Raw genomic sequence first — 14065 nt, forward strand, 5'->3', positions numbered from 1 at the left:
CTTGCGTGCAATAGGAATTGTTGAATTCTGTGTTCATCGAAAATTGCAGGAAGATCAAGATACCCTTCAAGGCATTTACCCTGGAAATCCGAGACGCAGTACAGCTAGCCCTTCTGTTGATTTGCTTTTCGAAGCATTCAACGGTATGGATTTTTTTATAACAGATTTACCCAACGGACAACATTTTGAACAGATTTCACCTCTCAATGAAGTACAAAGAAAAATTTTATATCTATTGGATCTGCCAGAATCAATTTATAATAAGATGACTCAAAAAGTAAAATATGGGCTACGAATGGGTACTATATCCAGTTGAAAAATCATTTAACCTAATTCTTTGGTGCAGAGGGAATTACCTGACACTCGAGCATCAAGTTTTTTCTTCAGCCATATAAACACAGGGTTGAGAAGCGGTCTTTTTCGGAGGCCAAAAATATTTAAAAAAGCATAATAGACGGACACCATTGTATTTAAATGACAAACTAAAAAAACCTTGTTTTTACTTTTTAAAACTATCGAACAGAGAGAGATATAATTGAAGATTGTTAGAAAATTAAGTAACAAATAAAATTTAAAATGAAATTTGAGGGTTTAGAACCTAAAATAATCGAACCCCTTGGGGGAAAGGTCAATATGGGAAATCCGGCCGGCCAGACTTTCCGAAGACTGCCGGAGCAGCACAGGCGACGCAGACCCCAGAATGAGAAATTGTCCGTTTGTTCCTTCGGCATCAATGATGCTGCGCATGACCGGAAAAATTTCAGAGACACGCTGAATTTCATCCAGGCAGATGAGTTTGCCCCGGTTCAGGGTGAAAAATGCTTCGGGGTCTCTTAGTTTGTTGACATCCGACGGACGTTCAAGATCCAGGTAAACCGTGTTGGTCATGGATTTGAGGATTTCACGGGCTAATGTGGATTTGCCGCACTGGCGGGGCCCGAGGATGGATACGGCAGGCATTTGTTTGATCTTGTTTCGTATTTTTTCGGCTAAAAATCTCGGAATGTAAGTTTGCATATTGGTAATATAACTTCCAATTTGCAGACAATCAAGGGAAAGTTTGTAAATTAGAAACACAACTTCCAATTTACGAATTTTTCATGGTGGGCCAGATGAACGATATTACCCCTGGGCACCTCTTTAAAAACGGATAAAAGCATACATTCCGGCAGGAGATCTCTGCTGAATGTACGCTTTTTTCTCGTGAGCCTTAATGTGGATGGTCTAATTCGCCTCATGGGCAAGCAGATCCGCCGCCTCTTTCACAGTCATTCCTTCATGTATTAAACCATAGACCGCTGACAATAATGCGGTGGGGTGGGGGCTTTGCCACACATTTCTGCCCATGACAATGCCTTGGGCACCGCCCTGGAGGGCACCATATATCATATTCAGCGTGTCCAGATCCGTTTCACATTTGGGCCCGCCGGCAATCATGACCGGCACAGGGCATCCGGCCACAACCTTGTCAAAATCGGTTTCCGTATAATAGGTCTTGATGAGATCCGCCCCATGCTCCGCACCCACCCTTGCACCAAGGGCAATAAATTTGGGATCTTTCTTCTTATTTTCATTGGTTTTTCCCAGACCAATCACCCCTAGAAGCGGCATATCCCATTTTCGGCATTCTGTTGCCATCCCGGCCATACTGATCAGGGTGTCATGCTCATAATCCGATCCGACAAACGCTGTGGTTGCCATGGCATCCACGCCAAGCCGCAAGGCCTCTTCGGCATCCGCGGTTTGACCCTCCCGGGTCAATTCCGGGCCGGCAATGGTGGCCCCGCCGCTGGCGCGAAGGATAACCCCCGGATCGCCTGCCGGGTCAAACGCATGGGAATATATGCCTTTGGTCATCAGCCAGCAGTCAACCTTGTCGGTGGCGTCCAGTGTTCGAATCGTACCGGCAATATCCACAATGCCGGTCATGGCACCAAGCGCCATGCCGTGATCAACCGCAAGGACTAAAGAACGTCCCGTTTTTTTATTAAGAATTTTTCTCAGTCGTCTCTTTTTTCCATCCATAATATGACAGCCCCTTTCTCATTATTAAAATTCAACAATCCCACGAATCATTTGCTGGTTCTTGGCACGCTCTACGGCCTCTAAAAACGTATCAAGGGTAAACCGGTCCGTGACAAGGTCATCCACGGTGATGTCATTGTTGATGATCAGCTCAAGGCTCTTTTTGAAATCTTTGGGTGAGGCCGCAAAGGTCCCGGTCAGATTGATTTCGCAGTAGTGAAGCCATCTTGGGTCCACCGATATTGTATGGCCTGCCGGCGGTCCGCCAAAGATATTAAATGTGCCGCCCTTTCCGGTCAGCTGCAAATTTTCCTCAATCACCGCCGGGATCCCCAGGGATGCAATAACCGCTTGTGCCCCATGGTTGCCGGTCAGCTTTTTTATTTCTTCAATGTGATTGATCTGCGTTGGATTGATGCAATGGTCTGCGCCCATATTTTCGGCAATGGCCAGCCGATCGTCCAGTAAATCAACAACAATCACAACAGCACCCATCCACTTGGCCAGTTTCAGGTGCATAAGCCCCATGGGGCCGGCGCCCAGAATCACAACAATGTGGTCCGGTCCGACCTTACAGGTTGTCAGGGATGCCAAGGCGCATGATAAGGGCTCTGATAACACCGCTTTATCAAACGGCACTTCATCCGGAATCTTTATGACCCCGCCAATGTTCACAATCTCTTTAGGCAGGCGCACGTACTCGGCAAACCCCCCTTCAATACCGTGGGCCAACCCAAATTCATGCTCACATAAATTATGCCGACCCTGGCGGCAGTAATAACAATCCCCGCAAACGGCAATCGGATAAACCGCCACCCGGTCACCCGGTTTATAGGCCGTAACGCCCTCCCCTGTTTCAAATACCTCCCCCACCACCTCATGCCCCAGAATGGTGGGCAAGTCCTTGGGCAGCCCTTGACCCAGCAAGGTCTTGATGTCAGTGGCGCAAATGCCTGATACTTTTGTTTTTACAATAATTTCTCCGGTATTTGCCGTTGGTGTGGGATATTCTTCAATGCGAATATCATTTTTTCCATGAACAACTGCTGCTTTCACAAATATTTTCTCCTATTTTAAACCCTTCCCGCGAATGGTTGTCATCAGTGACCTCAGCTTTGCCGCATCTTTCTTGCCGCGGGTCGCTTCCACGCCGGAGCATAAATCAATGCCGTAGGGGTTGATTTTATCAATGGCCTCTCCGACATTGTCGGGATTGATCCCGCCGGCCAGCCAGATGGGCACTGTACCGCGCATGGAATCCATCAGTTTCTTAACGATGTCCCAATCCGACGTGACGCCTGTGCCGCCAAACTTCATTTCTCCTTTGGACAAAGCGGCGGTATCGAACAAAAGGGCATCAACACCGGCTGTCACAGAGATTTGAACCGTTTTTTGAAAATTTTCCACATCCACCGTTTCACCGGCCTGGGGCAAATGGACCGACTGCCAGACTTCAACACGCGGATAGGTATTTTTCAAATATGTGACAAAAGAGGCTTCCGCCAAACTTAAAAATTGTACAGCAAATGGGTTCAGTTGTTGAATCAATGTTTCAACCCGCGTTGATGCCATATTGTAAACCAGGGCCACCGGTGGAAGGGGCGGTGACGAAAAAAGAGGCTTGGCCGCGTCAATGGTCAACGATCTCGGGGAGAAATCAACCTCCACCACCACGCCGAAAAAATCAGCCCCTTCACGGGCCGCCATTTCAGCGTCTTCCACATTGGTGGTGCCGCAAATTTTCGCTTTGTAAGCGCTTGTCATAAAACTTATCCTTTAAGCCAGGTATCATTTATAAAGGTTCTTTCAACACCGTTTTCCGTGATGGTTCCGCCCATGTTGTCAACCTCGGTCTCTATGATACGCGTGTCTGAAATATTTTTTGCTTTAAGGTATTTCAGCGCCCGATCATATGCATCCTGCTTTCGGGTCAAGGCATAAACCGTGGGGCCCACCGAACTCATACCGGCAACTTCAATCCCCATTTCCCGAAACGCATTAATATAACTGTAAATAGGCGCCCCCAAAGCGCCGTGTTGTTCGCATTCGGCCCGTTTGGAGCCCATATACATCAGCTCAAAAAGGGCATCGCCCATCTTTTCAAGATCATTGCGGATCATTGCGGGAATCATGTCCATCAGGACAATTTGTGCCTTCGCGCCAACCTGAAGGGAATCAAGGGTTCTTGCCCGTCGCATTAAAAGCTCGACTTCGGATTCCGCCGCGGTGTGGACGCCTTTGAATTCGTCTTCCAGGCTATCAACTTCCGGGATAAACATCAGCACCTTGGTATCCGGCAGTGCCACACGCTGAACCAGCACCAGGTCATCACTGGCAACCACCCAGCCACCGTTGATACTCACCATGGCACCAATACCGGTTTCAAAGGCCGGAAGCAGATATTGTTCATTCACAGGGCTCTCTTCACAGGAGTGAAACCCCATGATCCGCCTCAGTTCCCACCCATGAAAGGGCCTGCCCAGGACTTCATTCATACCGATACACACGGCACACATGGAACCGATGGAAGAGCCAAGCCCCACATGCCGGCGCTTATGGTCTTGGAGTTCTATTTCAAACCCACCCTCATATCCCAATAATTTCTTAAAAATATGTCCGTAATGGGCCATAATCAGCTGGCGTTCGCCTGTGGTACGAATAACCGGCTCGGGAATCGACTTCACCGTTGCATAAAAATAGACGCCGATACTCACCCCAAGGCCACCACCACCGGGGCGGTTCAAATTGAACCGGTTCATATCAAACACGTTCAGATGAAGCCTGGCCGGCACCTTGACATCGACTTCCCGGCTTTCAACATCGCCAACCTGTCGTGATTCAAGGGCCATTTTCTCATAGGAATGAATAAATCGTTCGTCCCCCGGCTCAAACTCCTCCAACACCGTGGTTACGTTATCAAATCGGCCGCCTACAATGTCAATTTCCACCTTCTGTTTTTGCTGCGTTGAAGTCTGGCTGTCCATTCGGTTCCCCTTTACTTGAAAATCGTTAATTAGGCTGTCAAAATAGAATAGATAGTATACTTAAATACTTATTTTTCGTCAAGATATCACAATGTCTCCAACGCCATCATCTATTTTTCACGCACTTGCCCGTATGTAATTCAGAACGGTTTTTTGCTTGCGACTCTATTACGAACATCCGTGCTTGATAGAAATAAGATATCATGATATATTCACTCGATTTTCAATCACTTGGACAAAATCAGGACATGGCAAAAAAAAAAGATAAAACCATATTCCGTTGTAAAACCTGCGGAACACAGACACCGAAATGGATGGGCCAATGCCCGGACTGTGGCGACTGGGACAGCCTTGTTGAAGAGACCCTGGTGGCCCGGACCCCGGGTGTGGCAGGTGCGGGCCGGCCGGCCATCGCGGCCACACCCGTACCCATTGAATCCGTTAAAGCCGCCACGTCCCAGCGTATGGACACCGGCATCAATGAATTTGACCGGGTTCTGGGCGGCGGTATTGTAAGCGGCTCCCTGGTACTTATCGGCGGTGACCCCGGGATCGGTAAATCCACGCTCATGCTCCAGGTATTATCCACCCTGGCAAAGGCGGGCAAAAAATGTCTGTATGTATCCGGCGAGGAATCCATAGGTCAGATTTCCATGCGGGGAAAACGCCTGGGATCTTTGGGCCGTTCTTTGTTTGTGGTCTCTGAAACCGATCTTGAGGCGATTCTTGCCATGGGGGAAAAGGATCAATATGACGCCATGGTTGTGGACTCCATTCAAACCGTATTTCACCCCCAGGTTACGTCAACGCCGGGCAGCATCACCCAGATCAGAGAAGCATCCATGCAGTTCATGCGCCTGTCCAAAACCATAGGATTACCGATTTTTCTTGTGGGACATGTTACCAAGGGCGGCGCTATTGCAGGCCCCAGAATCATGGAGCACATGGTGGACACGGTGCTTTATTTTGAAGGGGATAAAAACCATATTTTTCGAATTCTTCGGGCTGTGAAAAATCGTTTTGGGTCCACCAATGAGATCGGGGTGTTTGAAATGCGGGACCAGGGGTTGACCCAGGTGCCGAACCCGTCGGCCGTGTTTTTGTCTGAACGGGCCGTGGTGGCCCCGGGTTCCGTGGTGACGGCCAGTATGGAAGGGTCCCGCCCGATTCTGGTGGAAATCCAGGGCCTGGTCTCCACGTCGGGACTGGGTACGCCCCGGCGGACGGTTTTAGGACTGGACAGCAACCGGGTCGCCCTGATTGTGGCAGTGATGGAAAAACGCCTGGGCATGAACCTGGCCGGCCTGGACATTTTTATGAATGTCACGGGCGGGGTCCGCATCACCGAACCCTCGGCGGATCTTGCCATTGCCGCCGCGCTGGCCTCAAGCTTTCTGGACCGCCCGGTACACAAGGAGACCACCCTGATCGGCGAGATCGGGCTTACCGGCGAGATCCGGGCCGTAAGCCATGCCCAGGCCAGGATCAAAGAAGCCGCCAAAATGGGATTCACACGGTGTCTTGTGCCCACGGCCACCATGAAGCAATTATCAAAAATCAAAGGCATGGCTATTGAAAGCGTCAGTTTTTTAAGGGATGCCGTGGAGGTTTTGTTTGAAGGGTAAAAAAAAGACAACAAAAGGGGCAAAGCCCCAAAGAAAAGGCGGCAAGAGCGGCCAGTGGGCGGACCATCTCACGCAAAAGGCCAAATCCATGGGTTATCCTGCCCGGTCCGTGTTCAAGCTTGAAGATATTCAGAACAGATTTCAGATTATTAAAAAAGGAGACACCGTGCTTGATCTTGGGTGTTCACCGGGCGCCTGGACCCTTTATGCGGCAAAACTTGTGGGGGACCAGGGCCGCGTTCTCGGCATTGATTTAAAAGCGGTTGAAACCCAATTGCCCCCCAATGCGCTATCCATCCAGGATGATATTCTGAACCCCGAACACCCGGCGTTTATTGAATCCCATGCAGGTAAATTTAACGCCGTGATCAGCGACATGGCCCCGGCCACCACGGGCAGAAAGGATGTGGATGCCATCCGCTCCGTTGAGCTATGCCGCATGGCCCTTGACACGGCCTTGAAAAATTTGGCTTTTCAGGGTAATTTTGTGTGCAAAATTTTCCAGGGGAACGATTTTAAAACGTTTGAGCAGGAAGTGACGGCAGCGTTTAAGACGTGCCGGGTGTTTAAACCCGAAAGCTGCAGAAAACAAAGCAAAGAAATTTATATCATCGGAAAAGAAAAGATAACATAAGGAGGCAACATCCATGTCAGGACATAGCAAATGGTCGACCATCAAACACAAGAAAGGGGCGGCCGATAAAAAACGGGCAAAGATATTTACCAAGCTGATTAAGGAAATTACAGTGGCTGCCCGTATGGGCGGGGGTGATCCCATGGCCAACCCCCGGTTGCGTCATGCCATTGACTCGGCCAAAGCCCAAAATATGCCCAAGGACAATGTGGACCGGGCCATTAAAAAGGGCACCGGAGACATGGACGGGGTCAATTACGAGGAAATCATGTATGAAGGATACGGACCCGGCGGCGTGGCCGTGATGGTGGAATGCCTCACGGATAACAAGAACCGCACCATTGCCGATGTCAGGTATATTTTTAACAAAGCAGGCGGCAATGTGGGTACGGACGGCTGCGTCTCCTGGATGTTTGATAAAAAAGGCGTGATTACCATTTCCAAAGAAAATACAGATGAAGACATCCTCATGGAAGTGGCCCTTGACGCCGGGGCTGAAGATATCAAGGACGAAGGCGACAGTTTTGATGTGCTCACCGCACCCGAGGAATTTGATGCGGTCAAGGATGCCATTGATGGCGCACAGATCACCTATGAGGTGGCTGAAATCTCCATGGTTCCCCAGAACACTACCGCTGTATCAGGCAAGGAAGCCGAGCAGATGATTCGATTTATGGAGGCCCTGGACGATTGTGATGATATCCAGAACTTTTATACCAACGCCGATATCCCGGACGAGGCTTTTGAGGCGATGTAATCTTTTTTAAGGTGAACCACGGAAAGCACGGAAGGACACGGAAATGAGTCATGACTTTCAGTGCTTTCCGTGGTTACAAATAATGGAGCCGGGATTTCTGGATCAAGCCTCCTGATGAACCGATGCATTTTTTGCTATACAAATATATAGCTTACGCCATTTTATAAATAGCGGGGGTCTCTCCCAAAGCATAACGTTTCAAGTGAAATATTATGCGCTTTAATTTTCCATTACTAACAATCTTATTGGCTTGGTTCTCGCTAATGAAATTGTTTATGTTTGAAAAATTGTTACCCGTAAGGTTTTACATGCCATGGTTTTTAGGCACAACCATTTACCTTTTCAAAGAACTATCTTTCAAAATAACGAAATAGTTGATTTTTGTCAACCAAAAATAGATCAATCCAGCTATTTTGAATATTAGATTTTTTATATTAATAAAGAATAGTATAAAATTTTAGATACTATATGCCGACCGTAAGCTGGGGAAAGGGAATATTCCAGTTGTATTGGGAGGCCGCGTCAACGCACCATCGTTGGATGCTTCGTCTTAAGCGGTTGTACAGGGGGGCCTGGCTGCCTTTGAAATCGGCAATAACCACAAGATCCAGAGATGAGGCCCCGGCTTCCGCAAATTCCACCCTCAGGTTCAGCAGCTCTTCGGCATACCCTTCTTGTTCAATATTTTTTTGGATAAACGCTGATAAAAGGTCAGGAATGGTTGTGGTGGCATCTTTCTGGAGACCGTAATCAATCCCGAAGGTTTCCTTAATTCTGAAATTGACAGAGAGATTCAAGGGCGTCATGGCCAGGAAATCAGGCGTCTGATAGGTCTTTTTGGCGCCGCCCCGTAATACCAGTTCCACGGTTTCATGGCTCAAATGGGTCACACCGCCCCGGGTACCGTCGGAAAGGATCACCCAGTCATTTTTCCGGCAGGGGAACCAGGATTCATGAGTATCAAATCTCCTGGAGGTTTTGCCGGTAAGTTCCGTGATGGGTATCCTCAGCGTAATGCCCAAATCAGGATTTTCCAGAAGACTGAAAAAATTGATATGTTTAACCCGCCAGGGCACGCCCTGGTAAATCATACGTTCGCCTTCCCTGACCGCACCAACATTGAGCATCAGCTTGCTGGTGTCTATATACATAGGCAGGGTGTACTTGGCCGCCCATATCACCCCTAAAATAAAAATAATGGTCAGGGAAAGCAGGACCCAGTCCTCCACAAAATAAAAGACCGCAATGATTGCCAGCACTGTCAACACAAGTGTCATGCCCCGGTACATCAGTTCAAGTATCCGTATATGAAAGGGGCGGTACTCCAATTTGTATCCGGGCACAAAGCGGATCAAATTCTGATAAAGAAATTTTATTAACAGCACGACACCGATACAGGCCAGAATAGCCAGAAACAGGTATAATCCCCGGGTTTTGAAAAATTTTTTAACAGAGTCCTGGGTGCTGTCAATGACCGATGCCTCTTGCCGTTCAATTTCGTTGAGTTTAAGCTGGACCAGGTCCACCTTATTTTTTATCTGGCTTTCAAGGCCGTTGTATTCGGGCAGGATATTTTTAAGGGCGGCTGCCAGCGCCGGGTCCTGACTCTGGCTGATCAAAGACTCAATGCGGGTTCTGGCCTTGATTGCCACGGGAAGCAGATCCTGGTATTTGGCCAGTTCATCATTGAGTTTTGATTTATGCCTGGCTTTGGCCGTGAGCCGCTTAAGCTCCATAATTCCGGGCTCGGCCAGGGAGAGCAATTCGTTCTTCCAATCAAACCGTTCTTTTTTATTGGCCACAAACAAACCAATCTCAACACCTGTGGCGGTCATTTCAAAATCGCTCACAGCATCCGCCATCTGCTTATCCAACTCGGCAAGCTCTTCGGAAAGATATTGTTTTTCAGTTTCGGAACCGGCATTGGCCATGGCCTGTTTTTTTTCATCCATGCGCTGTTTCAGCGTTGCTTTACTTTTGACAATGGACTTGAGAATTTCAAGGGTATTCTGTTGCGCTTCAGCTTCCAATACTGACTGCTCATCAGTCTTACCCGGGTCCTGGGCCGCCCCTCCAGGCGCCGAAGAAGCAGCCGGGTTCTCCTGGCTGATGGCGATACAGGGCAACAGAATCAATGCTGTAATGATAACTACTAAGTATTTTTTCATGTGCTTATTCTCCGGTCCTTTGTTAAATCAAAAAAGGGGCGAAACGTATAAAACGCCTTCGCCCCTAAACCATTACGATTTTAATTGAAACTTATTCTTTTTTGTCGGCATCGGATTCTTTTTTACCGGCATCCGCCATCATTTTGAGCATGGCATATTTTTCCTCAACCTCTTCGCCAAGGGCGGCCCGTAGTCGTTTGGACTCTTCAGGGAAACTTTTTTCCAGGGCTGCAAATCGCACCTCACCGCTTAAGAACTCCTGCAGGGTGCCGTCGGGTTGTTTGGAGTCAAGGACAAAGGGATTTTTTCCTTCATGGGTAAGCTGGGGATTAAACCGGAAAATAGGCCAGTAACCGGATTCAACAGCCAATTTCATTTCTTCCTGGGTTTTACCCATGCCTTTTTTGATGCCCTGGTTAATGCATGGGGCATAGGCGATGATCAGGGAGGGGCCGGGATAGCTTTCCGCTTCCAGGAGCGCCTTGAGTGTCTGGTTCTTATTGGCACCCATGGAGATGGTGGCAACATAAATATACCCATAACTCATCATCATCCGGGCCATATCTTTTTTCCCGATTTTCTTTCCAGATGCGGCATATTTGGCAATGGCACCGGTGGGCGTGGCCTTGGACGACTGACCACCCGTGTTGGAGTAGACCTCGGTATCCAGCACCAATATATTAATGTCATCCCCGGATGCCAGTACATGATCCACACCACCGAAGCCGATATCATAGGCCCAGCCGTCACCGCCAAACACCCAGTGCGATTTTTTTACGAACAGATCATGTTCATCATAAATCTCTTTAAGAATGCCCGAAGAAGCATCTTTAAGCAGACGTGTAAGGTCATCACCGTATTTTTTGGACTCTTCAAGATTATCCATCCCGGCGATCCAGCCTTCCATGGCTGCTTTAAGATCATCGGAAACACCCTGTTCAATGGCTTTTTCCATCTTTGCGGCCAGGGTTTTACGCCTGGATTTTGTGGCCAGCAGCATACCGTAACCGTATTCGGCAGCATCCTCGAACAGGGAAGATGCCCAGGCAGGACCGTGGCCGTCGGCATTGGTACAATAGGGCATAGACGGTGCCGATCCGCCCCAGATAGAGGAGCAGCCCGTGGCATTGGCAACGGTCATTCTTTCGCCGAAAAGCTGGGTGATCAATTTTACATAGGGGGTTTCTCCGCAGCCTGAACATGCGCCGGAAAATTCAAGCAGCGGTTTCCACAACTGGCTGCCCTTAAGGCTGTCGCGTTTCATGACATCCGTCTTGAATGGAACGGTCAAAGAAAATTTGTGATTTTCTGTTTCCACGTCCACTTGGGATGACAGCGGTTTCATTATAAGGGCTTTTGTCTTGGCCGGGCAGATATCTGCGCAGTTACCGCAGCCCTGGCAGTCAAGGGGATTCACCTGAATTCTGAATTTGAACTGGTCCATGCCCTTGCCTTTGGCATCAACGGTGGCAAAAGAGGCCGGCGCGTCTTTGAGTTCATCAGATGTTGCCAAAATGGGAATGATGGCGGCATGGGGGCAGACAAAGGCACACTGGTTGCACTGGATACAATTTTCAGCAATCCACTCGGGCACGTTGATGGCGACCCCGCGTTTTTCATACTGGGATGTACCGGCTTCAAACACACCATCCACGGAAAAGGCCGATACCGGCAGGTCGTCACCTTCCTGGACATTGATTTTGCGCATAACATTATCCACAAAGGGGGTGGCCGGTGCCTCGATTCTCGGCTGGTCTTCAGCGTCTTTCCAGGATTCGGGGACCTCCACTTTCACCAGGTTATCCAGGGTCTTGTCCACGGCCTCAATATTCATATTGACGATGGCATCGCCCTTTTTACCGAATTTCTTTTTAATGTCGGCTTTGAGCAGGTCAATGGCCGTATCAACGGGAAGGATATTGGCCAGATTAAAAAAACAGGTCTGCATAATCATGTTGATGCGGTTGCCAAGACCGACTTCTCCGGCAATTTTCACGGCATCAATATTGTAGAAATTCAGCTCTTTCTCATATATGGTGCGGCGGACATGGCCCGGGATATGTTTTTCCAGATCCGCAATAGAGCCCCATTCGGAGTTGAGCAGAAAGGTGCCGCCTTGCTTGATCCCCATGAGTACATCGTAAATATCCACATAATTAGACTTGTGGCAGGCCACGAAATCCGGAGCGTCTATCAAATAGGTGCTTTTGATTTTCACATCTCCGAACCGCAGATGGGAAACGGTCAGCCCGCCGGATTTTTTGGAGTCATAGGCAAAATACCCCTGGGCATATTTATCCGTGTTGTCACCGATGATGGCGATGGCAGACTGGTTAGCCCCCACGGTGCCGTCGGACCCAAGGCCCCAGAATTTCGCGGCAACAGTCCCTTTCGGAGCGGCATCAAACCCTTTTTCCACCTTCAGTGAGGTGTGGGTAACATCGTCAATGATCCCCACGGTAAAATGATTTTTCGGGGACAACGCCTTCATGTTGTCATATACCGCCTTGATCATGGAGGGGTTGAATTCCTTTGAGGACAATCCGTAACGACCGCCAATGATCCGGGGGCCTTCCCCGTGTTCCATAAAGGCGGTGCAGACATCCTGGTACAACGGTTCGCCAATGGCACCGGGCTCCTTGGTTCTGTCAAGCACCGTCAGGGTCTCCACGGACGCCGGCAGGGTGCGCAGAAATTCCGGAATGTCAAAAGGTCTGTATAAACGCACTTTTATCAGGCCCAGGCGTTCGCCCATGCCATTGAGTTTTTCAATGGTCTCTTCAATGGCTTCACAGCCGGACCCCATGGCCACCACAACACGGTCGGCTTCGGGGTCCCCCACGTAATCAAAGGGCTGATAATAACGCCCGGTCAGATCACCGACCTTTTGCATATATTGTTTAACAATGGCAGGCACTTTCAGGTAAAAGGCGTTGGTTGCTTCCCGGCCCTGGAAATAGATATCCGGATTCTGGGCGGTTCCGCGGGTGTCGGGGTGTTCAGGATTCATGGCCCTGGCCTTAAAGTCCCAGTATGCGTCATAGTTGAACAGGGATGCCATCTCCTCGTATGCAATCATTTCAATTTTTTGAATTTCATGTGAGGTTCTGAATCCGTCGTAAAAATGGAGGAACGGCACCCGGGCATCCATGGTTGCAAGATGCGCCACAAGGGCCAGGTCCTGGGCTTCCTGGACAGAGCAGGAGGCCAGCATGGCAAATCCGGTCTGTCTGGCTGCCATAACATCCTGGTGGTCTCCGAAGATGGACAGGGCGTGAGCGGAAATGGCCCGGGCGGTTACATGAAAAACACAGGGGAGCAGCTCGCCGGCGATCTTATACATATTGGGTATCTTGAGCAACAGCCCCTGGGAGGCGGTAAAGGTGGAAGTCAAAGCGCCTGCTGCAAGGGAGCCATGGACAGCACCGGCGGCACCGGCCTCGGACTGCATTTGCTTGATGTCCAGGATCTGCCCGAAAATATTCTTTCTTCCCTGGGAGGCCCAGGCGTCGGCAATTTCACCCAGAGGGCTGGAAGGTGTGATCGGGTAAATTGCTGCGACTTCGCTCATGGCGTATGCCACATGGGTTGCCGCAGTATTCCCGTCAATGGTCTGCATTTTTTTTTTCATAATATTTCACCTCATTGAATGGTAATGCAAAGTAAGATTTAATTCCAATATATATAGATTCCTTTGAACATAAAAAATAATAAAAAAACCGGTTTGTAGAAAATGTTGCAAACCGATTTTTTAAACCGTTCCCGGTTAATAAATAAGCAATCTATTGCTTATCGAACTGCTTTTATATCTCACAACTGAAAAAACCGGTCAAGACCTATTTTCCAGACGGGTACGCAGGATTAGGACAAAC

The 14065-nt window shown here is 49.0% G+C and carries 11 protein-coding genes; 4 read left to right on the forward strand and 7 right to left on the reverse strand.

The window, feature by feature from the left end; all coding sequences use genetic code 11:
• A partial coding sequence (locus HXW94_RS12640) for a hypothetical protein (RefSeq protein ID WP_218576707.1) occupies window positions 1-316 on the forward strand: 316 nt, incomplete at its 5' end.
• 275 nt (window positions 317-591) lie between these two features.
• On the opposite strand, the gene HXW94_RS12645 is transcribed toward HXW94_RS12640, so the two are convergent.
• From HXW94_RS12645 to HXW94_RS12665, 5 genes are all read right to left on the reverse strand, one after another.
• A complete protein-coding gene (locus HXW94_RS12645; RefSeq protein ID WP_178367265.1) occupies window positions 592-1017 on the reverse strand; it encodes an ATP-binding protein in 426 nt (141 codons plus the stop codon).
• A 207-nt stretch (window positions 1018-1224) separates the two neighbouring features.
• Complete coding sequence (locus tag HXW94_RS12650) at window positions 1225-2025, reverse strand: class I fructose-bisphosphate aldolase (protein WP_178367266.1); 801 nt, start codon at window positions 2023-2025, stop codon at window positions 1225-1227.
• Between the two features lie 24 nt (window positions 2026-2049).
• Window positions 2050-3081 (reverse strand): zinc-binding dehydrogenase, encoded by a 1032-nt coding sequence (locus tag HXW94_RS20130; protein ID WP_178367267.1) that lies wholly within the window; start codon window positions 3079-3081, stop codon window positions 2050-2052.
• A 12-nt stretch (window positions 3082-3093) separates the two neighbouring features.
• A complete protein-coding gene (locus tag HXW94_RS12660; RefSeq protein ID WP_178367268.1) occupies window positions 3094-3789 on the reverse strand; it encodes a phosphoribosylanthranilate isomerase in 696 nt (231 codons plus the stop codon).
• Between the two features lie 5 nt (window positions 3790-3794).
• A complete protein-coding gene (locus HXW94_RS12665; protein ID WP_178367269.1) occupies window positions 3795-5009 on the reverse strand; it encodes a sugar kinase in 1215 nt (404 codons plus the stop codon).
• 248 nt (window positions 5010-5257) lie between these two features.
• Between HXW94_RS12665 and radA the strand changes: the two genes are divergently transcribed.
• The 3 genes from radA to HXW94_RS12680 are packed head-to-tail and all read left to right on the forward strand — an operon-like array spanning window position 5258 to window position 8025.
• Complete coding sequence (gene radA / locus HXW94_RS12670; protein WP_178367270.1) at window positions 5258-6634, forward strand: DNA repair protein RadA; 1377 nt, start codon at window positions 5258-5260, stop codon at window positions 6632-6634.
• The gene (locus tag HXW94_RS12675; protein WP_178367271.1) at window positions 6624-7268 is read left to right on the forward strand and encodes an SAM-dependent methyltransferase; all 645 of its coding nucleotides are present in this window, start codon (window positions 6624-6626) and stop codon (window positions 7266-7268) included. The genes radA and HXW94_RS12675 overlap by 11 nt, the downstream gene beginning before the upstream one ends.
• A 13-nt stretch (window positions 7269-7281) precedes the next feature.
• On the forward strand, window positions 7282-8025 hold the full coding sequence (locus HXW94_RS12680; RefSeq protein ID WP_178367272.1) for a YebC/PmpR family DNA-binding transcriptional regulator: 744 nt from the start codon (window positions 7282-7284) through the stop codon (window positions 8023-8025).
• Between the two features lie 464 nt (window positions 8026-8489).
• Here HXW94_RS12680 and HXW94_RS12685 read toward each other — a convergent pair whose 3' ends face one another.
• Together HXW94_RS12685 and nifJ are read right to left on the reverse strand one after the other, a co-directional pair.
• Window positions 8490-10193: a hypothetical protein gene (locus tag HXW94_RS12685; protein ID WP_178367273.1), complete on the reverse strand. Its 1704-nt coding sequence runs from the start codon at window positions 10191-10193 to the stop codon at window positions 8490-8492.
• 91 nt (window positions 10194-10284) lie between these two features.
• Complete coding sequence (nifJ, locus tag HXW94_RS12690; protein WP_178367274.1) at window positions 10285-13824, reverse strand: pyruvate:ferredoxin (flavodoxin) oxidoreductase; 3540 nt, start codon at window positions 13822-13824, stop codon at window positions 10285-10287.
• Window positions 13825-14065 lie beyond the last annotated feature (241 nt).

It is taken from the genome of Desulfobacter latus, assembly GCF_013389365.1.
GTDB classification, from domain to species: domain Bacteria; phylum Desulfobacterota; class Desulfobacteria; order Desulfobacterales; family Desulfobacteraceae; genus Desulfobacter; species Desulfobacter latus.

Bases quoted from the DNA above. Each gene is read 5' to 3' on its own strand.
- HXW94_RS12650 (WP_178367266.1), bottom strand. From the start codon at position 2,025: ATGGATGGAAAAAAGAGACGACTGAGAAAAATTCTTAATAAAAAAACG.
- HXW94_RS12680 (WP_178367272.1), top strand. From the start codon at position 7,282: ATGTCAGGACATAGCAAATGGTCGACCATCAAACACAAGAAAGGGGCG.
- HXW94_RS12660 (WP_178367268.1), bottom strand. From the start codon at position 3,789: ATGACAAGCGCTTACAAAGCGAAAATTTGCGGCACCACCAATGTGGAA.
- HXW94_RS12665 (WP_178367269.1), bottom strand. From the start codon at position 5,009: ATGGACAGCCAGACTTCAACGCAGCAAAAACAGAAGGTGGAAATTGAC.
- radA (WP_178367270.1), top strand. From the start codon at position 5,258: ATGGCAAAAAAAAAAGATAAAACCATATTCCGTTGTAAAACCTGCGGA.
- HXW94_RS12645 (WP_178367265.1), bottom strand. From the start codon at position 1,017: ATGCAAACTTACATTCCGAGATTTTTAGCCGAAAAAATACGAAACAAG.
- nifJ (WP_178367274.1), bottom strand. From the start codon at position 13,824: ATGAAAAAAAAAATGCAGACCATTGACGGGAATACTGCGGCAACCCAT.
- HXW94_RS12685 (WP_178367273.1), bottom strand. From the start codon at position 10,193: ATGAAAAAATACTTAGTAGTTATCATTACAGCATTGATTCTGTTGCCC.